Below are 19,493 nucleotides of genomic sequence, written 5' to 3'. Positions count from 1 at the left end.
CAAGAGCCACACACGCAGCCATGAAAACACTCATCCGCCTCGCACTCACCGTCAGCCTCCTCACAGTCGCTACCGCCGCGAACGCTCAGAATGGTTACTCTGCCGCCGGTTACTATGCAGGCCCTCAGGCGCAGGCTGCTTACGCTCAGGAACAGGCCAACGCCCAGGCTTGGGCCGCCTACAATGCCCAGCAGCAGGCCAATGCGGCCGGCTGGGCACGCTACTATGCCGACCAGGCCGCCGCCCGCCAGGCAGCAGCTCAGCGTGCCGCCGCCCCCCGCGCCACTGTGGGCAATTCCCAGATCCGCTTTGACGGCCGCTTCGCCTCCGTGGGCCAGACCGCCCCTCAGGCCCTTCAGTTCGCCGTTTACGCTGCCAACACCCTCCAGAACAAGCCCTACGTGCTGGGTGCCGGCCATCGCAACATTGAGGACAGCGCCTATGACTGCAGCAGCAGCACTTCTTATGTCCTCATGAAGGCAGGATTGCTGAACCGCTGCCTGTCCAGCAAGGAGTTCGCCAACTATGGCGAGCCTGGGCAGGGCCGCTTCATCACCATCTGGGTGAAGCCTGGCGATCACGTTTTCATCACCATCTGCGGTCTTCGCATGGACACTTCCGGCCAGGTTGCTGGCGAAGGTCCCCGCTGGCGCACCCAGGGCCGCAACTATGCTGGCTTCACCCCTCGCCATCCTGTTGGCTTTTAATTCTCATTTTTGTGACTCGATTCTCACACCCATAAACAAAGCTTCACTCAAATCTGAATCTCATCACCTGAATAATCCCAAAAATCTCAAATCTACGAATCATATGAAGACCATCGCCACCACCGCCTCCTCTTCCTCCACCGCCTCCAACAAGGAAATCACCCTCGGCTGGAACTCGATGCCTGCTTACGGCGAAGTGATGCCCCACCTGATCGGCACCGCTCACACCGACGTGAAGAGCAGCGCCAACCTCGGCAAAAAGAGCGTGCTGCAGAGCTTCTGGAGCGCTCTCAGCAACATCCGCTAAGCCAGGCAACCCCGGGGCTGGCGCACCCTTCACCTTGCGCTCTGCATGGCCGCTGGTATTGGCTGTTTCTCCACCCACCACGCATGCAGGTCCTCCGCTCCATCGATGCCCTTTCCACCCTCCCCGGCCCCCTCGCGCTGGCCGTGGGTGTTTTTGATGGGATCCACCTCGGGCACCAGGAGGTCATCCGCGCGGCCCAGGAGCACGCCACGCAGCACCACGGCACAGCCGTGGTCGTGACCTTTGACCCGCACCCGACGCAGGTGCTGCGCCCCGGCTCCGCCCCGCGGCTGCTCTGCGGCCCGCGCCACCAGCAGCACCTTCTCTCCCAGGCGGGCATCGCCTGCCTGCTGGCCTGCCCCTTCACCGCCGAGACGGCCAAGACGCCCGCGCGCGACTTCATCCGGCAGCTGGTGCAGGCAGCACGCCCGCTGGGCTGCATCTCGGTGGGCTACACCTGGAGTTTTGGCCATGGGCGCGAAGGCAACATCCACCTCCTCATGGAGATGGGGCAGGAGCACGACTTTGCCGTGTATGGCGTGCCGCCTTTGAAAATCGACTCCCAGGTGGTCAGCAGCACCCTGATCCGTGAAGCGGTGTCCCGGGGTGACCTGCACAAGGCCGCCACACTGCTGGGCCGCGACTACGCCGTGTTTGGCACCGTCATCGAAGGCCAAAAGCTGGGCCGCCAGCTCGGCTTCCCCACGGCGAATGTGGATGTGGAAAACGAGCAGCTCCCGCCGCTGGGAGTGTATGCCGTGGAGGCGCTCGTCGGCACGGAGTGGCTGCCAGGCGTGGCCAATCTGGGCCGCCGCCCCACCGTGGCCGCAGACGCCGAGCCCTCCCTGGAAGTGCACCTGCTCGACTGGCGCGGCGACCTTTATGGCAAGGACCTGGAGGTGCGCTTCAAGCGCCACCTGCGCAGCGAGATGAAGTTTGCCGGGCTGGATGAGCTGAAGGCGCAGATCGCGCGGGACATTGCGGCGGCAAAGTAGACCAGTTGCGCCGCAACTGGACAACTTGCCGGACTACTTTGTTTTCGGCTTCGGCGCTTCCTGCTTGGGATGGCCTTCCAGCTTCACCACGCTGACGGCTGTTTCCGTGGGAAAATCCGCAGGCACGGCGGCGGTGCGCTCCACGCTGCCGGTGGCGGCCCATTCGGTGCCGCGCTGCAGGAGGGTGTAAAAGCCGCGGTCCAGCATGGAGTAGTCCGCATGGCCGAGTGTGGTATGAAATACCCGCCCCTTGTGGTAGCCGAGCACCATGTTGTTGGGCTCGCTCACCGCCGTGAGGTCGGAGACGGCCGTGGTCAGCACATCCACATTTTCCGCTGGGCCGCGCAGCTTGCTGTAGAGCTCGTCCTTGGCGTGCAGCCAGCGCTTCGGCAGACCGCGCGTGATCGGGTGGTCGGGATTCTGAATTTCGACGATGAACTCGTGCTGCGGACCGTGCGCACCGCCGTTGCCCGCCACGGTGTCGCGGAAGAGCTTTCCATCTTTCACATAGAGCCAGGGGCCGGACTTTTCATTGCGACCGCCCCAGCCGCCGACCCCGATCATGTCATTGTATTCCTTCCACTCGGGGAAGGAATTGTTGGCGGCATGGATGGAGACAAAGCCGCCGCCGTCCGCCACGTACTTGGTGAAGACATCACGCACATTCTGCGGCCAGGGCTCGCCGTTGTAGTTGCTCACCACGGCCGCGTAGTCGCTGAACATGGGCTTCCAGGCATGCCAGGCCTCTTTGGGCGAGCCTTTAGGCGGCGTGGTGCTCACCTCCACAGCAAAGGCTCCGCTGCTCTCCAGCGCGTTCTTCAGCACGGGCGTGGTGATCTCCCACTTGTGGTTGTTCTGGCCGTCCACGATGAGGACTTTGAGCTTGTCTGCAGCGTGCGCGCAGGCGGCGGCGCCAAGGAGAAGGGTGCAAAGGATGGTGCGCATGGTGGTGCCGTTGCTATCAGCCCCTCACAATTTTGGCAAGAACGAACATCTGGAGCACCCCGTAATTCATCTTGACCCCCGGTGCAGACACCACCCACACTGAGGTGTCCCTCGATGCCCCTGATCGCCTCCTGTTTCATCTACTTCGCGCTGCTGCTGCTGCTCGCGGTCGTTTCCGCTGCGGAAACTGCCATCCACAGCGCGCGCGACATCGAGGCGCAGCTGCTCGCCGCCGGCGAGGGCGCCGTGGCGCAGAGGCTGCGCGCCATCACCGCCAATCCTTTTGCGCAGCTGCACCGCACCCTGCTGCTCTCTGCGGCGCTGAATCTGGCGCTCGCGGCGCTCGGGCTGTGGATGGTGACGGGGCCGCTGCGTGACTGCGGCTGGAATGTGTGGCTTTCATCATCCGTGATATTTTTGGCAACGGTCCTGCTAGGAGACATGGCTCCTAAATTTTTTGCCGCCCGCAATCCCTCCGTGGTTCTGCTCGGCAGCCTGCGTTTGCTGCATCCGCTGCGCAACGTGCTCGACCCGCTGGCGCTGCTCGTTGACCGCACCACGGACGTGCTGCTGCAAAAATTTGTCACCCGTCACATCAAGGTGCGCATGCCCGTGACGCGGGATGAATTTGAAACCCTGGTGGAAATGCGCCAGGAGCAGGGCCTGCTGGACAGCGATGAGAGCGCCATGATCCATGAAGCGCTCGACATCGAGGCGCTGACCGTGCGCGACTGCATGATCCCGCGCGTGGACCTCCCGCTCATGAGCAGCGAGGACCCGCCGCAGAAGACCGCCGCCATCCTGGAAAAGTCCTCCGGCCGTTTTGTCATCGTTTATGGCGAGACCCCGGACTCGGTGGAGGGCGTGATCGACACCAGCGCGTGGAAGCTGGCAAACCGCCCTGAGTGGCGCACGCTGCTGCGCACGCCGGCCTTTGTGCCGGAAACCATGCCGGTGCTCGAAGCTCTGCAGCACCACCTGCACCAGGACGGGCAGCCGGTGCTCATCGCGGATGAATACGGCGGGCTGGAGGGCATGATCACCCGCCGGGAGATCGCCGACTGGCTGCTCTATGAGGCCGCGCCCTGGCATGGAGAGACCTCGGAGATCCGCGACCTGGGCAACGGCCGCTACCTGCTGGATGGCGGCACGCGGCTGGACCACCTGTACCAGGAGCTGGGCGTCAGTCTGCAGGAAGATGGCATCGACACCATCGGCGGCCTGGTCTTCAACCAGCTCGGGCATGTGCCCAAGCAGGGGGAACGCATCAGCAGCGACGCCGCAGACATCAAGGTGCGCCGCATCGTGCGCGCCCGCATCCAGGAGGTGGAGCTGCGCCTCAAACCCAAACCTGCCGAAGCCGCCAGCGCCGGCTGAGCCCCACCACCCCCGACTGCATGACCTGGCTCCTGCTTTTTCTCTGCCTTGCCCTTTCCTTCATGCTCTCCGGCCTGGAGAGCGCGGTGATGGCCGTCAGCCGCGTGCGTGTGCGCCACGCCGCCAGCGCCGGAGACCGCCGTGCACGCGGCCTGCTGCCGCTGCTGGAGGACCGCGATGCCCTGATCGGCTGCATCACGGTGGCCAATCATCTGACCAACCTCGCCGCCTTTCTGCTGATCGCCTTTCCCGTCATCCATCATGCGACTTTGTGGGGCTACGTGCTCGCCTTTGCCCTGGCGCTGCCGGTTTTCCTCATCGGCCTGGAGGTGATGCCGAAGAAGCTCTTCCGCAGCTACCCTTTCCGCTCCATGCGCAGCGTCTCGCCGCTGGTGCATCTCGTCGGTCTGGCGCGGCCGCTGTTCCGCGCCATGGCGGGCAAACAGGCCACCGATGCCGGGGAAACGCCCAGCGAGGCACGCCAGACGCGCGGGCGTGACGACCTCAAGGCGCTGGCGCAGGAGCTCGCCTCGCAGCATCAGCTTTCCGCCAATGCCACGCACCTCATCGAGCGCGTGCTCGACTACAAAAAGCTGCGCACCGCCGACATCATGCAGCCGCTGACGCGCAGCATGGCGCTGGCGGCGGAGATCCCGCTGAGCACCGCCTTGATCGCCGCGCGCGAGCAAAACTGCACCCTGCTGCCCGTGCTGGGGGAAAGCGGCAGCTTCATCGGACTGCTGGACACCACCGACCTCCCTGCCAGCCTGCCGTCTGACCGCCTGGTGCGCCACTATATGCGCACGCTGGACACCATTCCCGGCAGCCTGCCCGCGCTGCACAGCCTGCAGCGCATGCGCAAATCCGGCCGCCGCCTCGCCATCGTGGTGGACGAAAAGCAGCAGCCCGTGGGCCTGGTCACGGAGGAGCGCCTGCTGGAGCCGCTGATGCGCTAGAGGGACGGATTTATGATTTACGATTTTTGATTTATGATTTCACGGAAGGACAGGCGTCTCGTGAAATCGGACTTCCCAAATCATAAATCGTAAATCATAAATCATAAATGGTCTCCACCCTCCGACTCGTCTTCGCCACATCGAACGCTCACAAAACAGAAGAAGTCGCCGCCATCCTCGGTGAGGGCTGGCAGGTGGAGGATCTGCGGGCACATCCGGGCGTGACGCTGGACGAGGAGACCGGAGACACCTTTGAGGCCAATGCCATCATCAAGGCCGTGAGCGGCAGCCGTGGCACCCCAGGGCTGCTGGTGCTGGCGGATGATTCCGGCCTGGAAGTGGACGTGCTGGGCGGCGCCCCCGGCGTGCGCAGCGCCCGCTACGCGGGAGAGACCGCCAATGCCGCCGACAACCGCGCCAAGCTGAAAACCGAACTGCTCAAGCTGCCGCAGGATGCCCCCTTCAGCGGGCGCTTTCACTGCTGCATGGTGCTGGCACGGGATGGCCAGGTGCTGCACGTCACCCACGGCTGCGTGGAGGGCCGCCTCCTCACGGAGGAGGTGGGCGCGGGCGGCTTCGGCTACGATGCGCTGTTCATTCCCGAAGGCTTCACGGAGACCTTTGGCGTCCTGCCTGCCGAGACCAAGAACCAGCTCAGCCATCGTGCGCGTGCGCTGGCGGCCATGAAGGAACAGCTCGCCTCATTCTCCTGAGCTCATGCGCTTGCAGATTTTCATCCTCGCTCTGGCGCTGGCAGGTTGTGCCACAACACCTCCGCCGAAACCTGCACCACCCGCCACGGGGTCAGAGCCCGGCGTCTCCGTGCCGGGCTACCCGACGCCGGAAGAGGCCGCTGCACAGCCCCAGCCGCCGCCCTCCAAGGCCGCTGAGTGGAGCGCCATCTCCCGCTTCAACGGCCAGCCGCTCCATGGCAATGCCTCGCTGATCGAGTACCAGATCGGTCACAAAAGTCAGTCCTACCAGATCCGGGTGGTGGTGTTCGACAGCCGTCAGTTTGACCTCAAGGTGATCGACCAGCCCGAAGACTGGGCGGGCGGAGGCCGCATCAAGGAAGCTATGCAGGGGGCTGCGGCCGTCGCCGGGGTGAACGGCGGATTCTTCACACGGGAATTCAAGCCCATGGGGCTCATGGTCTCTGACGGACGCCGTGTGGGCACGTGGCAGACGGGGCCGCTGCTCACGGGCGCGGTCGTTGTCAGCTCACACCTGCAGCTGCTGTGGAACAGCGAGGTGAAAGCGGATGAAGCCCATGAGCTGGTGCAGGCCGGCCCGCGGCTGGTGGATGACGGCAAGGCGGTGCCCGGGCTGGACACCCGCAAACGCAGCGCACGCACCTTCATCGCCCATGATGGCGGCACTCAGTGGCTCATCGGCACGGCGGAGGAGATCAGCCTGAGCGATCTGGCCGAACTCCTCTCCACGCCCGGACTCATGCCCGCCTTCACCGTGCAGCGTGCGCTCAATCTGGACGGCGGCCACTCCAGCGCCTTCTACTACCGCACGGTGGACGGCCGCGAGCACGTGCACCCCGGATGGAGCACGGTGAGGAATTACCTCGGCATCGTGCCGAGGTGAGGGGCGAGTCAGCGTGCCTCCACCGGCTTGAGGATGGCCCCCATCCATGCGGTGAACTGGGTCATGAAATCCGGAGGCCGTGTGTGCTTGGAGACACCTTCGTAGAGCTTCAGCGTGACGTGGGCTCCGAGGGCTTTTTCCAGATGCTCCGCATACGCTTTTGTGAGGCCGACGTTGCCCTCATGCTCCTCGGCACCGCAAAAGCAAAAGTAATGCTGGGTGGCATGCTGCGGCAGCCGTTTCTCAGCAGCTTTTGGCCCCCCAATGCCCCCGGGTGACATCAAAATGGCCCCCCGATAGGACTCTGGATACTGAGTGGCAAGATCCGCGGCCACCATCGCGCCTTGGGAGAAGCCGAACAGTCCGACCCGGGTCAGATCCACCTGCAGACCCGTGGTGAGTGTTTTCAGCCTCTCCTGAATGTAGGCGTGGTCGGCCACTGGCTCTTCGGACCACTGCTGCGTGTCATCGCCCAGGTCTGTGGTGGCGGGAAACCCGAGGATCACAGCGCCGAGGGCATCGGCCAGTTTCTGGATGGACTCCTCACTCTCTCCCGGCATGGGGCCCAGAGGCGAATAGCCGCGATACCCATGCAGCCACACCGCCACCGGCAGAGTCCCGGCGGCATCTTTGGGCACAAAGATGAAAGGCTTCGGCTTGGCCGCCTCTGAGACTGTTGCCAGCAGAAAGAAGAGGATGGTGGTGAGGAGGTGTTTCATGGGGAAAGGCGGCACAGGTGATCGCAAGCTTAACGATGCACCATTTAAGGTGCAACAACGGCCGCCGCCGCCCGAGTACGCAAAACCGCCTCCGACGGCTTGTACCGAGGGAGGCGGGTGAGGATTACTGATGTATGACTGGCGGGGCGGATCAGGCCGCGTCTTCGTCCACTCCGGCAGGCAGAGCTGGGCGCTCGGTCTCGTGGAGTTCGAAATTGCGGTTGCTGATGAAGCCGGTGCCGGCCGGGATGAGGTGACCCATGATGACGTTTTCCTTGAAGCCGCGCAGGAGGTCGGACTTGGCAAGGGTGGCAGCCTCCGTGAGCACGCGGGTGGTGTCCTGGAAGGAAGCAGCCGAGATGAAGGACTCGGTCTCGATGGAGGCCTTGGTGATGCCGAGGAGGACGGGCTCTGCTTCCGCAGGCTTGCCGCCTTCTTCGGACACACGGGCGTTTTCCTTCTCGAACTCGCCGCGGTCCACCTGGTCGCCCCAGAGGAACTCGGTGTCGCCGGTGTCGGTGATCTTCACCTTGCGCAGCATCTGGCGGATGATGATCTCAACGTGCTTGTCGTTGATTTCCACACCCTGGGCGCGGTACACTTCCTGCACTTCGTTGACGAGGTGCTCGCGGAGCGCCTGCGGGCCAAGAATTTCGAGGAGGTCATGCGGAACGACAGGACCGTCGGTGATCTGGTCGCCCTTGCTGACGTGGTCGCCGTTGAAGAGCAAGATGTGCTTGCTGCGGGGGATGAGGTGCTCCTCCTGCTGGCCGGTCTTGTTGTCGGTCACGATCACGCGGCGCTTGCCACGCACGAGTCCGCCGATTTCCACGGTGCCGTCGATACGGGCGATTTCGCAGGCGTCCTTGGGCTTGCGGGCTTCGAAAAGCTCGGCCACACGGGGAAGACCACCGGTGATGTCCTTCGTCTTGGAAGCTTTACGAGGCGTCTTGGCGATGGTAGTACCAGCCTCGACCTTCTCGTTGTTCTTCACGCTCAAGTGAGCGCCGGCAGGAATGGTGTAGCTGGCGAGGACTTCGTGAGTCTTCGGATTCACCACGACCACCTGCGGGTGGAGGTCTTCCTTGTGCTCGATGACGACGGTTTCTTCGTTGCCGGTGCTCTGGTTGACTTCCTTGGTGATGGTGATGCCCGAGATCATGTCGCGGAACTCCAGCTTACCGGCCTTCTCCGTGATGATCGGCACGTTATACGGATCCCAGGTGACGACCTGCTGGCCCTTCTTGACCTTGCCACCGTCTTCGACGGCGATAACGGCACCCGTGACCAGCTTGTGGCTTTCGAGTTCGCGACCGTCATCGTCATGGATGGAGAGGACGCCGTTCTTGGTGAGGGCGATCCAGGTGCCTTCGATGGTCTGCACCGAACGCATGTCCGTGTACTTGACGGTACCGGAGTTTTTGACGTTGATGAAGGGCTGCTTGAAGGAGCTGGTGGCGGCACCACCGACGTGGAAGGTACGCATGGTGAGCTGCGTTCCGGGCTCGCCGATGGACTGGGCGGCCACGATGCCGACGGCTTCGCCGATGCGCGCCATGCGGTGCGTGGCGAGGTGGAGGCCGTAGCACTTGGAGCAGCAGCCGCGCTTGCTTTCGCAGGTGAGCACGGAGCGGATCTTGAGCTTTTCGACACCGATCTTGGCCAGGTGGGCGGCTTCCTTCTCGGAAACGAGCTGACCGGCTTTGACGATGACGCTCTTGTCCACGGGGTCATGGATGGTCTCGCATGAGACGCGGCCATAGACGCGGGTCTTGAGGTCGACGATTTCTTCATCGCCCTGATAGATGGAAGAGAGCGTGATGCCGTTGACGGTGCCGCAGTCCTCCTCGGTGACGATGACGTCCTGGGACACATCGACCAGCTTACGGGTCATGTAACCGGAGTCAGCGGTCTTAAGGGCGGTGTCTGCCAGACCTTTACGAGCACCGTGAGTGGAGATGAAGTACTCAAGCACGCTCAGACCTTCGCGGAAGTTCGAGGTGATCGGACGTTCGATAATTTCACCGGAGGGCTTGGCCATCAGACCGCGCATGCCGGCGAGCTGTTTGATCTGCGTACGGTTGCCTCGGGCGCCCGAGTTCACCATGACGTAGAGCGGGTTGTGGTGCTTCTTGCCCTCGTTGTATTCCAGGGTGCGGAAGAGCTCGTCGGCGACGATTTCACCCACCTGCGTCCAGATGTCGATGATCTTCTGATAGCGCTCACCGTTGGTGATAATACCACGGCGATACTGCTTCTCGATTTCCTCGATCTGCTTGTAGGCGTTCTCAAGGCCACCGGCCTTGGCGGTCGGGATGACCATGTCGGTGATACCGATGGAGCAACCGGAGCGGGTCGCTTCGCGGAAGCCGAGCTGCTTGAGGCGGTCGAGCGCAAAGACGGTCTCCTTCTGGCCGAAGGTCTGGAAGCAGCGCCAGATGATGTCAGACACCTGCTTCTTGCCGACGGTGGTGTTGATGAAGCCCAGCCCTTCAGGCCAGATTTCATTGAAGAGCACGCGGCCGGCGGTGGTTTCGATCACAGCCTTGCTCGGGTCGCCATAGGGGCGCTTTGGCAGGCCGTGGTCGGGGTTGCGGAAGCGCACCTTGTCGTTCACGGCCAGGCCGCCTTCGGAGATGGCGAACTCGACTTCGGAGGCGTCGTTGAAGACCGGCACGCGGCCTTCCACATCGCCCTTCTTGCCTTTGGCGTCATGGTTCGGGAACTCACGCAGATAGGTGAGGAAGTAGCAGCCCAGAGGAATGTCCTGGGAGGGGTTCATCACGGGCTTGCCGCTGGCAGGGCTGAACAGGTTGTTCGGCGCGAGCATGAGCAGGCGGGCCTCCATCTGAGCTTCGATGGAAAGCGGGACGTGCACGGCCATCTGGTCACCGTCGAAGTCGGCGTTGTAGGCCGTACAAACGAGGGGATGCACGCGGATGGCCTCACCTTCGATGAGCTTCGGCTCGAAGGCCTGGATCGAGAGACGGTGGAGCGTCGGAGCGCGGTTGAGGAGGACGGGGTGGCCTTTGGTCACTTCGTCCAGGATGTCCCACACTTCCGGGGTGCGGCGCTCGATCATCTTCTTCGCAGAGCGCACGGTGTGCACCAGGCCCATCTCCTTGAGACGGCGGATGATGAAGGGCTCGAACAGAACGAGGGCCATCTTCTTGGGAAGACCGCACTGGTTCAGGTTGAGGTCAGGACCGATAACGATGACGGAACGGCCGGAGTAGTCGACGCGCTTGCCGAGAAGGTTCTGACGGAAGCGGCCGGACTTGCCCTTGAGCATGTCGGACATGGACTTCAGCGGGCGGTTGCCTGCGCCGGTCACCGGGCGGCCATGGCGGCCGTTGTCGAACAGGGCGTCCACGGCTTCCTGCAGCATGCGCTTTTCGTTGCGGATGATGACATCCGGCGTGCGGAGCTGGAGGAGGTTCTTGAGACGGTTGTTGCGGTTGATGACGCGACGGTAGAGGTCGTTCAAGTCGGAGGTGGCAAAGCGGCCGCCTTCGAGGGGGACGAGAGGACGAAGGTCTGGCGGGATGACTGGAAGCACTTCCAGGATCATCCACTCAGGACGGCTGTGGCTTTCGGCAAAGCCCTGGCAGAGCTTGAGGCGCTTGGCGAGCTTCTTGCGGATCTGCTTGGAGCGCGTCTTGGTCATCGCCTCTTCGAGTTCCTTGGTCACTTCGGCCAGGTTGAGCTGGGCGAAGATGTCGCGGATGGCCTGGGCACCCATGCCGACGCGGAAGGCGTCTGCACCGTACTGCTCTTCGGCTTCACGAAGGTCGACTTCGGTCAGGAGCTGGCCGCGCTGAAGCGGGGTGCTGCCCGGATCGATGACCATGTAGTCTTCATAGTAGATCACGCGCTCCAGCGAGCGGGCGGTCATGTCGAGCATGAGGCCGATGCGGGAAGGCATGCACTTGTAGAACCAGATGTGCGTCACCGGCACGGCGAGCTCGATGTGGCCCATGCGCTCGCGACGGACGCGGGAGAGGGTCACTTCGACGCCGCAGCGGTCGCAGACGACGCCCTTGTGCTTGATGCGCTTGTACTTGCCGCAGGCGCACTCCCAGTCACGGGTGGGTCCGAAGATACGCTCGCAGAAAAGGCCGCCCTTTTCTGGCTTGAACGTACGGTAGTTGATGGTTTCTGGGTTCTTGACCTCGCCGGAGGACCAGGAGCGGGTGCGGTCCGCCGAGGCGATGCAGATCGACACATAGTCGAACTCCTCGCCGTGCTGGGGTTCCCCGAAGATTTCTTTCAAGCTCGCGTCAGCATTCATGATGTGTGGAGATGGGTGGCAGGTTTATGCGCTGGGTTTCTGGGGAATGGCGGGTTAGGCACCCGCCGTGGTGACGAAGCCGTCGAGAGCTTCCGCATCAGCATTGGCGTTGGCGCGCTTGTGCACCTTGACGTCGAGACCGAGGGACTGCATTTCCTTGATGAGCACGTTGAAGGACTCAGGCGTGCCGGCCTCCAGAGCGTGGTCGCCTTTGACGATCTGCTCATAGATGCGCGTGCGGCCCTGCACGTCGTCAGACTTGACGGTGAGGAGCTCCTGCAGGGTGAATGCGGCGCCGTAGGCTTCGAGCGCCCACACTTCCATTTCCCCGAAGCGCTGGCCGCCGTATTGGGCCTTGCCGCCCAGAGGCTGCTGCGTGACGAGGGAGTAAGGTCCGACGGCACGTGCGTGGATCTTGTCTGCCACAAGGTGGTTCAGCTTCAGCATGTAGATGTAGCCGACGACGACATCGAGGCTGAAGGCGTCTCCTGTGCGGCCGTCGAAGAGCTTCGACTTGCCGTTGAGGCCCATCCATTCGTAGCCCGGCACCTTCTTGGCGTCCTTGATGTACTCCATGATCTTGGTCTCTGGAATACCGTCGAACACCGGGGTGGCGATCTTCATGCCCAGGGCCTTGGCCGCGAGGCCGAGGTGGGTCTCAAGCACCTGACCGACGTTCATTCGGGAAGGCACGCCGAGGGGGTTGAGCACGATGTCCACCGGGCAGCCGTTTTCGAGGAACGGCATGTCCTCTTCAGGGACGATGTTGGCGACGATGCCCTTGTTGCCGTGGCGGCCGGCCATCTTGTCACCCACGGAGAGCTTGCGCTTGGAGGCGAGGAAGACGCGCACCTGCTTGACCACGCCGCTGTCGGCGGTGTCTTCGCTGGACTCGATCTTGTCGAGGTTGCGCTCACGTTCCATGTCGGCATCGGAGAACTTCTGCTCGAAGGTCTGGATGATGTCGAAGATCTTGTTACGGATCGGGCTCGGGTCGATTTCGATGGTGTCGTAGCTTTCGGCCACGTGACGCAGCATCGTCTTGGTGATCTTCTTGTTCGCGCCGACGAGGGGCTCGCCGGTCTGGCCGTTGACGATGTCGAGAGGGATCTTCTCGTTGAGAAGGATGTCAGAGAGGCGCTCGGTGAGCTGCTCGGTGAGGTCTTCCTTCTTGGCGCGGTAGTCTTCCTCGATCTGCTTGATCTGCTTCTTGTACTCGGCCGGGGAGAGCTTCTCCTTCTCGGAGTCGCCGTTGGCGCCGCGCTGGGCGATGCGCACGTCCATGATGATGCCGGTGCAGCCGGAGGGCACGCGGAGGGAGGTGTCCTTCACGTCTGCGGCCTTTTCACCGAAGATGGCGCGCAGGAGGCGCTCTTCAGGAGCCAGCTCGGTCTCGGACTTCGGCGTGATCTTGCCGACGAGGATGTCCCCGGGCTTCACTTCCGCACCGATGCGCACGACGCCCTGGGCATCGAGATTCTTCAGCGCTTCGTCACCCACGTTCGGGATGTCGCGCGTGATTTCTTCAGGCCCCAGCTTGGTGTCACGGGCGATGACTTCAAAGTCCTCGATGTGGATGGAGGTGTAGATGTCCTCCTTGACCACGCGGCGGCTGATGGTGATGGCGTCTTCGAAGTTGTAGCCGTTCCATGGCATGAACGCGACGAGCATGTTCTTGCCGATGGCAAGCTCACCCTGGTCGGTGCAAGGACCGTCGGCGATGACGTCACCCTTCTTGATCTTCTGACCGCGCTTCACCAGAGGCTTCTGGTTGATGCAGGTGCCGGCGTTGGAGCGGCCAAACTTGCGCAGCGGATAGACGTGGGTGCCCTTCTCTTCGTCGGTCTGCACCGACTTGAGCGGGTTTTCGAGGAATTTCTCGTCCTTGACGGGCAGGTTGCCGTCCTTGGTGACGATGATCACGTCAGCAGTCGCAGCGGCGACGGTGCCGTTGGCGTCTGCGACGATCACGGAGCGTGAGTCGCGGGCAGCCTTGCCTTCCATGCCGGTGCCGACGAGGGGGGACTCACCTTCGAGGAGAGGCACGCCCTGGCGCTGCATGTTGGAGCCCATCAGAGCGCGGTTGGCGTCATCGTGCTCAAGGAACGGGATGAGCGCGGCAGCCACGGAGACGAGCTGCTTGGGAGACACGTCCATCAGAGTGACGAGCGAAGGCTCCACTTCGATGAACTCGCCGCGGTAGCGGACGGTCACCTTGGCGCCTTTGAAGCGTCCGTTTTCGTCGATCGGGTTGTTCGACTGGGCGATGTAGTGCTTCTCTTCCTGGTCGGCGGTGAGGTAGTCGATCTTGTCCGCCACCACACCATCCTTCACGGGGCGGTAGGGGGTCTCGATGAAGCCGAACTCATTGATCCGGGCGTAGGAGCCGAGGGAGTTGATCAGACCGATGTTCGGACCTTCCGGGGTCTCAATCGGGCAGATACGGCCGTAGTGGGACGGATGAACGTCACGCACTTCGAAGCCTGCACGGTCACGGTTCAGACCACCAGGCCCGAGTGCGGAGAGACGGCGCTTGTGGGTCAGCTCGGCCAGAGGATTGATCTGGTCCATGAACTGGGAGAGCTGGCTGCGGCCAAAGAAGTCGCGCACGACGGCGGAGAGCGCCTTCGGGTTGACGAGCTTGGCGGGCGTCATGGTGTCCATGTTCACGTCGAACAGGGTCATGCGCTCCTTCACCAGACGCTCGGTGCGGGAAAGGCCCACACGGCACTGGTTGGCGAGGAGTTCGCCCACGGCGCGCACGCGGCGGCTTCCAAGATGGTCGATATCGTCGAGGATGCCCTGACCTTCGCGCAGATGGAAAAGGTAGCGCAGGGCGGAAATGACGTCCTCAGCGGTGAGGATGCGCATTTCGGTGTCGATCTTGAGACCGAGCTTCTGGTTGATCTTGTAACGGCCGACGCGGGTGAGGTCGTAGCGCTTCGGATCGAAGAACAGGCGCTTGACGAGGGCACGGGCGTTTGGCGTGGTGGGCGGATCTCCCGGACGCAGGCGGCGGTAGATTTCCTTGAGGGCCTCGTCTTCGTCCTTGGCGGTGTCCTTGCGCAGGGAGGTGATAAGGAGGTCGTCCGGGGAGGCGGTGACGACCTTGACGGACTTGTGGCCGAGCTGGATGAGCTGGCGGATGACGCCGGAGGTCAGGGGCTCATAGGCACGGGCGACGATGAGCTCGCCGTCGAGGATGTCCTTGAAGAGGATCTTGGTGGCCACTTCCTCTTCGGAGAGGCTGTCCTTGAGCTTGAGGTCCTGGATTTCGTAGAAGAGCTTGAGGATGTCCTCATCGCCCGGGAAACCGATGACGCGCAGGAGCGTGGTGGCCAGGAACTTGCGGCGGCGGCGGCGGCGGTCGAGATAGACGTAGAGGAGGTCGTTCGTGTCGAACTGCACTTCCAGCCAGGTGCCGCGGTCAGGGATGATGCGGAAGCCGTGCAGCCAGCGGCCGTTGAGGTGCTGGCTGGTTTCAAAGCAGATGCCGGGGGAGCGGTGGAGCTGGGAGACGACGACGCGCTCCGCACCGTTGATGACGAAGGTGCCGCGCACCGTCATGAGGGGGATTTCACCCATGTACACACGCTCCTGCTTGGCGCCCTGCTCGTCCTTGAGCTCATAGGTCACGTAAAGAGGGGCGCTGTAGGTCTCGGCCTCATGGATGGCTTCGAGGGAGGAGAGCTTGGGCTCGCCGATTTCGTACATGACGAAATCGAGGGTCATCTTCTCATCATAGCTGGTGATCGGGAAGACTTCCCGGAACACGGCCTGGAGGCCAAGGTCCTTGCGCTTCGAGGGCAGGATGTTTTTCTGGAGAAACTCCTCGTATGAGCGGAGCTGGATCTCGATGAGATTCGGGGGCTCGGCGACTTCGTGGATTTTGCCAAAGTTGGTGCGCTGGGACATAAGGCAGTGATGAGGCGGTTAGGGGGCGATGGGCGGTGGCACGGGATGCGGAACGGTGAATTCCGCGAAGCAACAAAAGAACAATGTCAGGCAGCCAGCCCGGCATTGTTGACGATTGTCGCGAAAACGAAGCAGCCGGAATCCAGGTACAAACCCGGATTCAGGCCATGAAAATTGTCTGAAGCAGGCCTCGCATCGCGTGGTGTCCCGGAACCGTAGCACTTGCTGCGGAGGTTCAGGCGGGAATCACGGGCGGTTGCGGGCATGCGATGTAACGAAGCGGACGGGGGATTGGGACTGACACTGACTGGACACTCCTGACCGCGTGGCGCTGCGGATTGAGGGCAAACGCCACGCGGCAAAGAGCAGGAGGGACGAGAGATTACTTGATCGTGATCTTGGCGCCAGCGGCTTCCAATTTCTTCTTGATCTCTTCGGCTTCTTCCTTTTTGCAGCCTTCCTTGAGGGTCTGCGGAGCGCTTTCGACAAGCTTCTTCGCTTCTGCAAGGCCAAGGCCGGCAACGACGCCGCGGACTTCCTTGATGACGCCAATCTTGTTGGAGCCAGCGTCGGTCAGGATGACGTCGAACTCGGTCTTCTCTTCCACTGCAGCGGCAGGGGCGGCACCACCAGCGGCGGCGGCAGCGACAGGAGCAGCGGCGCTCACGCCCCACTTCTCTTCGAGGGATTTCACGAGTTCAGCGACTTGCAGGACGGTCAAGCCACTCAGTTCTTCAACGATTTTGTTCAGGTCAGCCATAGTATTTTGTCGGTATCGCCGCTTTCCGCAGCTGCGGATCATTTAAGAGCAAAAGCTTTTGCTCCGGCGAGGAACCATTGGGTGTTGGGGTATTCAGGCCGTTTGACGGGCCATCTGGTCAAATGGGGGTTACGCAGCGGGTTGTTCGGCAGGAGCAGCAGCTTCTTCAGCGGCTGCTGCGGGGGCAGCTTCCTCTGCAGGGGCGCCACCTTCCTTGTCGGCCTTGGCCTTGAGGACGCGGGCGAGGGCGGAGGCCGGAGCCTGGAGCACACCGAGGAGCTGGGCGAGCAGCACTTCGCGGGAAGGCAGATCGGCCAGGACTTTGATGGCGGCGGTGTCGAGCAGGTTGCCGTCAAGCACGCCGACCTTCATCACCGGCTTTTCAAACTCAGCCTGGAAATTCTTGAGAATTTTGGCCGCGCCGAAGACGTCCTTGGCACCCGTCACGAAGGCGCTCTGGCCGGTGAGGTGGTTGCCCAGGTCACCTGGGTAGCCGGCCTTTTCAGCGGCCTTCTTCACCAGGTTGTTCTTGTAAACGTGGATCTCAGATCCCACGGCGCTGAGGCGCTTGCGCAGCTCGGCAAATTTGTCCACCTTCAGACCGGTGTAATCGACGACGAACAGGAAGGGAGAGGCATTGACCCGCTTCAGAAGGTCATCAATGAGCAATGTTTTGAGTTCTTTCATGATACAGTGCTTCTATAAATTAGAGTTTGACGTACTTCGACACGTCGATGCGGAGAGCAGGCGACATGGTGGCGGCGAGGGTGATGGTCTCGACGTAGCGGCCACGGGCGGAGGCGGGCTTGGCGCGGACGACGGCCTCAATGAGGGAGGTGGCGTTTTCAGCGAGCTGGGCCACTTCGAAGGAAGCCTTGCCGACGGAGGAGGCGATGTTGCCGTTCTTGTCGAGCTTGAAGTCGGCGCGGCCGGCCTTGACGGCCTTGACAGCAGCGGCGGTGTCGTCTGTGACGGTGCCGGTACGGGGGTTGGGCATCAGGCCGCGAGGTCCGAGCTGCTTACCGAGCTTGCGGACTTCATTCATCGCAGCCGGGGTGGCGATGGCGACGTCGAAGTCGGTGAAGCCGTCCTTCACCTTGGCGATGAGGTCTTCGTTTCCGACGATGTCTGCACCGGCGGCCTTGGCGGCTTCAGCAGCGGCGCCCTGGGCAAAGACGGCGACGCGCACAGTCTTGCCGGAGCCGTGGGGCAGCGGGCAGGTGCCGCGCACCATCTGGTCGCTCTTCTTGGGGTCCACACCCATGCGGAAGGACAGGGTGACGGTCTGGTTGAACTTGGTGCCAGGGAGTTTGCGCAGGAGTTCGGCCGCTTCTTCGAGCGTGAATGCCTTGCCTGCCGGGACCATCTCGGCTGCTTTCTTGTAACGTTTGCTTCTCTTTTGCATGGTAGGTGTGCAGTGGTGGCGAACTGTGACGTTCTCCTGCTTCGGTTGGGGGGATTAGTCGATGATGTCGATGCCCATCTGGCGTGCGGTGCCTGCCATGATGCGGGAGGCCTGCTCGAGATTGGAGGTGTTGAGGTCGGCGATCTTGAGCTTGGTGGCTTCCAGGAGCTGGGCCTTGGTGATCTTGGCGACCTTCACCTTGTTGGCTTCCTTGGAGCCGCTGGCGATGTTGGCGACCTTCTTGAGGATGTTGGAAGCCGGGGGCTGCTTGGTGATGAAGGTGAAGCTCTTGTCCTTGTACACCGTGATCACGGTCGGAAGGACGTCACCACCGGCCTTGGAGGTGGCGGCGTTGAACTCCTTGCAGAAGGCCATGATGTTCACACCGGCCTGACCGAGAGCAGGGCCGATGGGCGGTGCGGGGTTGGCGGCACCAGCCTTGATCTGGAGCTTGATGAGTTTGATGATTTCCTTGGCCATGTCTTTGTGTTCCTTGCTTGCTTGAGTTGAGATTCAGGGGGCGGCGGGGCGGCTTATGCCTTCTCGACCTGCCAGTATTCGAGATCGACCGGTGTGGAGCGCCCGAAGATGTTGACGGAGACGCGCAGCACGCCGCGCTCGGGATCGATTTCTTCCACGATGCCGTTCTGGCTTTCGAAGGGGCCGTCTGCCACACGGACGGTGTCGCCGAGGCTGAAGGCGATCTTGGGCACGGCGCCGTCGTCCTTGTCACGCACCTGGGCCAGCATGGCGTCCACTTCCTTCTGACGCATCGGGATGGGGTGGTCCTTGGTGCCGGCAAAGTTGAGGACGCCGTCGGTCTCCTTGACGAAGTACCAGGTCTTGTCCACCAGGCGGTTGTGCTCGTCGAGCAGGTGGCAGTTGGCGATGACGTAGCCTGGGAAGAACTTGCGGTTGCTTTCCGAGCGCTTGCCCTTCTTGACTTCGGCCACGCGCTCCATCGGAACGAGGACCTGGAAGACATAATCACCCATCTCCTCTTTTTCAATGCGGCGGAGCATGCTGTCACGGACCTTCTGTTCAAGGCCGGAGCGGACGTGGATCACGAACCACTGGTCGCGGGGTGAGGGGATGGCTCCCATAAGGATTCGGAAAAAAAGGGGGTTGGGGGAAACGGAAATTACATGCCCAGCTTCTGAGCGGCCTCGAAGGCCCACTTGAAGCTGATGTCAAACGCTGCCACGAATCCTCCGAGAAGGATCATCGCGACGAAGACCACCACTGTGGATTCATTCAGCTCGCGGTATTTGGCAAAGCCCTTTTCCTTGGGGTCCCAGGGCCACGTGGCCTTCTTGAGCTCGAGGATGACTTCGCCGATGTATTTGCGGATGCGACTCATGTGAAGCGTTTCGTTTTCTGCGGATGATTCCGGGATTTTCGCTGGCAGGCCAGGAGGGACTCGAACCCCCAACCGACGGTTTTGGAGACCGCTACTCTACCAATTGAGCTACTGACCTGTATGAGCGAGAAATGCTTCCCGGAATGGATAACGGATGGAA

Annotated in this window: 18 protein-coding genes and 1 tRNA gene; 7 read left to right on the top strand and 12 right to left on the bottom strand. The window is 62.3% G+C overall.

Annotated features, from left to right (window positions below; genetic code table 11):
- Positions 1-20 precede the first annotated feature (20 nt).
- From ACFQDI_RS03290 to ACFQDI_RS03280, 3 genes are all read left to right on the top strand, one after another.
- A complete protein-coding gene (locus ACFQDI_RS03290) occupies positions 21-707 on the top strand; it encodes a hypothetical protein (protein ID WP_377163368.1) in 687 nt (228 codons plus the stop codon).
- A gap of 103 nt (positions 708-810) precedes the next feature.
- Positions 811-1,014: a hypothetical protein gene (locus tag ACFQDI_RS03285; protein WP_377163366.1), complete on the top strand. Its 204-nt coding sequence runs from the start codon at positions 811-813 to the stop codon at positions 1,012-1,014.
- Positions 1,015-1,097: 83 nt separating this feature from the next.
- Complete coding sequence (locus ACFQDI_RS03280) at positions 1,098-2,009, top strand: bifunctional riboflavin kinase/FAD synthetase (protein ID WP_377163364.1); 912 nt, start codon at positions 1,098-1,100, stop codon at positions 2,007-2,009.
- Between the two features lie 33 nt (positions 2,010-2,042).
- On the opposite strand, the gene ACFQDI_RS03275 is transcribed toward ACFQDI_RS03280, so the two are convergent.
- Positions 2,043-2,954, bottom strand: coding sequence for a ThuA domain-containing protein (locus tag ACFQDI_RS03275; RefSeq protein ID WP_377163362.1), 912 nt, complete (start codon positions 2,952-2,954; stop codon positions 2,043-2,045).
- A gap of 114 nt (positions 2,955-3,068) precedes the next feature.
- Between ACFQDI_RS03275 and ACFQDI_RS03270 the strand changes: the two genes are divergently transcribed.
- From ACFQDI_RS03270 to ACFQDI_RS03255, 4 genes are all read left to right on the top strand, one after another.
- On the top strand, positions 3,069-4,331 hold the full coding sequence (locus tag ACFQDI_RS03270) for a CNNM domain-containing protein (protein ID WP_377163360.1): 1,263 nt from the start codon (positions 3,069-3,071) through the stop codon (positions 4,329-4,331).
- 20 nt (positions 4,332-4,351) lie between these two features.
- A complete protein-coding gene (locus ACFQDI_RS03265; protein WP_377163357.1) occupies positions 4,352-5,287 on the top strand; it encodes a CNNM domain-containing protein in 936 nt (311 codons plus the stop codon).
- Positions 5,288-5,394: 107 nt separating this feature from the next.
- Positions 5,395-6,000, top strand: coding sequence for a non-canonical purine NTP pyrophosphatase (locus ACFQDI_RS03260; RefSeq protein WP_377163355.1), 606 nt, complete (start codon positions 5,395-5,397; stop codon positions 5,998-6,000).
- Positions 6,001-6,004: 4 nt separating this feature from the next.
- The gene (locus ACFQDI_RS03255; protein WP_377163353.1) at positions 6,005-6,883 is read left to right on the top strand and encodes a phosphodiester glycosidase family protein; all 879 of its coding nucleotides are present in this window, start codon (positions 6,005-6,007) and stop codon (positions 6,881-6,883) included.
- An 8-nt stretch (positions 6,884-6,891) separates the two neighbouring features.
- Here ACFQDI_RS03255 and ACFQDI_RS03250 read toward each other — a convergent pair whose 3' ends face one another.
- From ACFQDI_RS03250 to ACFQDI_RS03200, 11 genes are all read right to left on the bottom strand, one after another.
- A complete protein-coding gene (locus tag ACFQDI_RS03250) occupies positions 6,892-7,602 on the bottom strand; it encodes an alpha/beta hydrolase (protein ID WP_377163351.1) in 711 nt (236 codons plus the stop codon).
- Positions 7,603-7,753: 151 nt separating this feature from the next.
- On the bottom strand, positions 7,754-11,893 hold the full coding sequence (gene rpoC, locus ACFQDI_RS03245) for a DNA-directed RNA polymerase subunit beta' (RefSeq protein WP_377163349.1): 4,140 nt from the start codon (positions 11,891-11,893) through the stop codon (positions 7,754-7,756).
- A gap of 54 nt (positions 11,894-11,947) precedes the next feature.
- The gene (gene rpoB, locus ACFQDI_RS03240) at positions 11,948-15,808 is read right to left on the bottom strand and encodes a DNA-directed RNA polymerase subunit beta (RefSeq protein WP_377163347.1); all 3,861 of its coding nucleotides are present in this window, start codon (positions 15,806-15,808) and stop codon (positions 11,948-11,950) included.
- 86 nt (positions 15,809-15,894) lie between these two features.
- On the bottom strand, positions 15,895-16,074 hold the full coding sequence (locus tag ACFQDI_RS03235; RefSeq protein WP_377163345.1) for a hypothetical protein: 180 nt from the start codon (positions 16,072-16,074) through the stop codon (positions 15,895-15,897).
- A 116-nt stretch (positions 16,075-16,190) separates the two neighbouring features.
- Positions 16,191-16,568, bottom strand: a complete 378-nt coding sequence (rplL, locus tag ACFQDI_RS03230) for a 50S ribosomal protein L7/L12 (protein WP_377163343.1) — start codon at positions 16,566-16,568, stop codon at positions 16,191-16,193.
- Positions 16,569-16,697: 129 nt separating this feature from the next.
- A complete protein-coding gene (rplJ, locus tag ACFQDI_RS03225) occupies positions 16,698-17,255 on the bottom strand; it encodes a 50S ribosomal protein L10 (RefSeq protein WP_377163341.1) in 558 nt (185 codons plus the stop codon).
- Positions 17,256-17,274: 19 nt separating this feature from the next.
- The gene (rplA, locus tag ACFQDI_RS03220) at positions 17,275-17,973 is read right to left on the bottom strand and encodes a 50S ribosomal protein L1 (protein WP_377163339.1); all 699 of its coding nucleotides are present in this window, start codon (positions 17,971-17,973) and stop codon (positions 17,275-17,277) included.
- Positions 17,974-18,027: 54 nt separating this feature from the next.
- Positions 18,028-18,453, bottom strand: a complete 426-nt coding sequence (rplK, locus tag ACFQDI_RS03215) for a 50S ribosomal protein L11 (protein WP_377163337.1) — start codon at positions 18,451-18,453, stop codon at positions 18,028-18,030.
- Between the two features lie 53 nt (positions 18,454-18,506).
- Positions 18,507-19,076, bottom strand: a complete 570-nt coding sequence (gene nusG, locus ACFQDI_RS03210) for a transcription termination/antitermination protein NusG (protein ID WP_377163335.1) — start codon at positions 19,074-19,076, stop codon at positions 18,507-18,509.
- A 38-nt stretch (positions 19,077-19,114) separates the two neighbouring features.
- Positions 19,115-19,333 (bottom strand): preprotein translocase subunit SecE, encoded by a 219-nt coding sequence (locus ACFQDI_RS03205; protein ID WP_377163333.1) that lies wholly within the window; start codon positions 19,331-19,333, stop codon positions 19,115-19,117.
- Between the two features lie 42 nt (positions 19,334-19,375).
- A tRNA-Trp gene (locus ACFQDI_RS03200) sits at positions 19,376-19,451 on the bottom strand.
- Positions 19,452-19,493 lie beyond the last annotated feature (42 nt).

Origin of the sequence: Prosthecobacter fluviatilis (assembly GCF_042655725.1) — a bacterium.
GTDB lineage: Bacteria > Verrucomicrobiota > Verrucomicrobiia > Verrucomicrobiales > Verrucomicrobiaceae > Prosthecobacter > Prosthecobacter fluviatilis.
This window is presented reverse-complemented; position numbering and strand designations above follow the sequence as displayed.

Bases quoted from the DNA above. Each gene is read 5' to 3' on its own strand.
- ACFQDI_RS03260 (WP_377163355.1), top strand. From the start codon at position 5,395: ATGGTCTCCACCCTCCGACTCGTCTTCGCCACATCGAACGCTCACAAA.
- ACFQDI_RS03235 (WP_377163345.1), bottom strand. From the start codon at position 16,074: ATGCCCGCAACCGCCCGTGATTCCCGCCTGAACCTCCGCAGCAAGTGC.
- ACFQDI_RS03270 (WP_377163360.1), top strand. From the start codon at position 3,069: ATGCCCCTGATCGCCTCCTGTTTCATCTACTTCGCGCTGCTGCTGCTG.
- ACFQDI_RS03280 (WP_377163364.1), top strand. From the start codon at position 1,098: ATGCAGGTCCTCCGCTCCATCGATGCCCTTTCCACCCTCCCCGGCCCC.
- ACFQDI_RS03285 (WP_377163366.1), top strand. From the start codon at position 811: ATGAAGACCATCGCCACCACCGCCTCCTCTTCCTCCACCGCCTCCAAC.
- ACFQDI_RS03250 (WP_377163351.1), bottom strand. From the start codon at position 7,602: ATGAAACACCTCCTCACCACCATCCTCTTCTTTCTGCTGGCAACAGTC.
- ACFQDI_RS03290 (WP_377163368.1), top strand. From the start codon at position 21: ATGAAAACACTCATCCGCCTCGCACTCACCGTCAGCCTCCTCACAGTC.
- rplK (WP_377163337.1), bottom strand. From the start codon at position 18,453: ATGGCCAAGGAAATCATCAAACTCATCAAGCTCCAGATCAAGGCTGGT.
- rplL (WP_377163343.1), bottom strand. From the start codon at position 16,568: ATGGCTGACCTGAACAAAATCGTTGAAGAACTGAGTGGCTTGACCGTC.
- ACFQDI_RS03265 (WP_377163357.1), top strand. From the start codon at position 4,352: ATGACCTGGCTCCTGCTTTTTCTCTGCCTTGCCCTTTCCTTCATGCTC.
- rpoB (WP_377163347.1), bottom strand. From the start codon at position 15,808: ATGTCCCAGCGCACCAACTTTGGCAAAATCCACGAAGTCGCCGAGCCC.
- rplA (WP_377163339.1), bottom strand. From the start codon at position 17,973: ATGCAAAAGAGAAGCAAACGTTACAAGAAAGCAGCCGAGATGGTCCCG.
- rpoC (WP_377163349.1), bottom strand. From the start codon at position 11,893: ATGAATGCTGACGCGAGCTTGAAAGAAATCTTCGGGGAACCCCAGCAC.
- ACFQDI_RS03205 (WP_377163333.1), bottom strand. From the start codon at position 19,333: ATGAGTCGCATCCGCAAATACATCGGCGAAGTCATCCTCGAGCTCAAG.
- rplJ (WP_377163341.1), bottom strand. From the start codon at position 17,255: ATGAAAGAACTCAAAACATTGCTCATTGATGACCTTCTGAAGCGGGTC.
- ACFQDI_RS03275 (WP_377163362.1), bottom strand. From the start codon at position 2,954: ATGCGCACCATCCTTTGCACCCTTCTCCTTGGCGCCGCCGCCTGCGCG.
- ACFQDI_RS03255 (WP_377163353.1), top strand. From the start codon at position 6,005: ATGCGCTTGCAGATTTTCATCCTCGCTCTGGCGCTGGCAGGTTGTGCC.
- nusG (WP_377163335.1), bottom strand. From the start codon at position 19,076: ATGGGAGCCATCCCCTCACCCCGCGACCAGTGGTTCGTGATCCACGTC.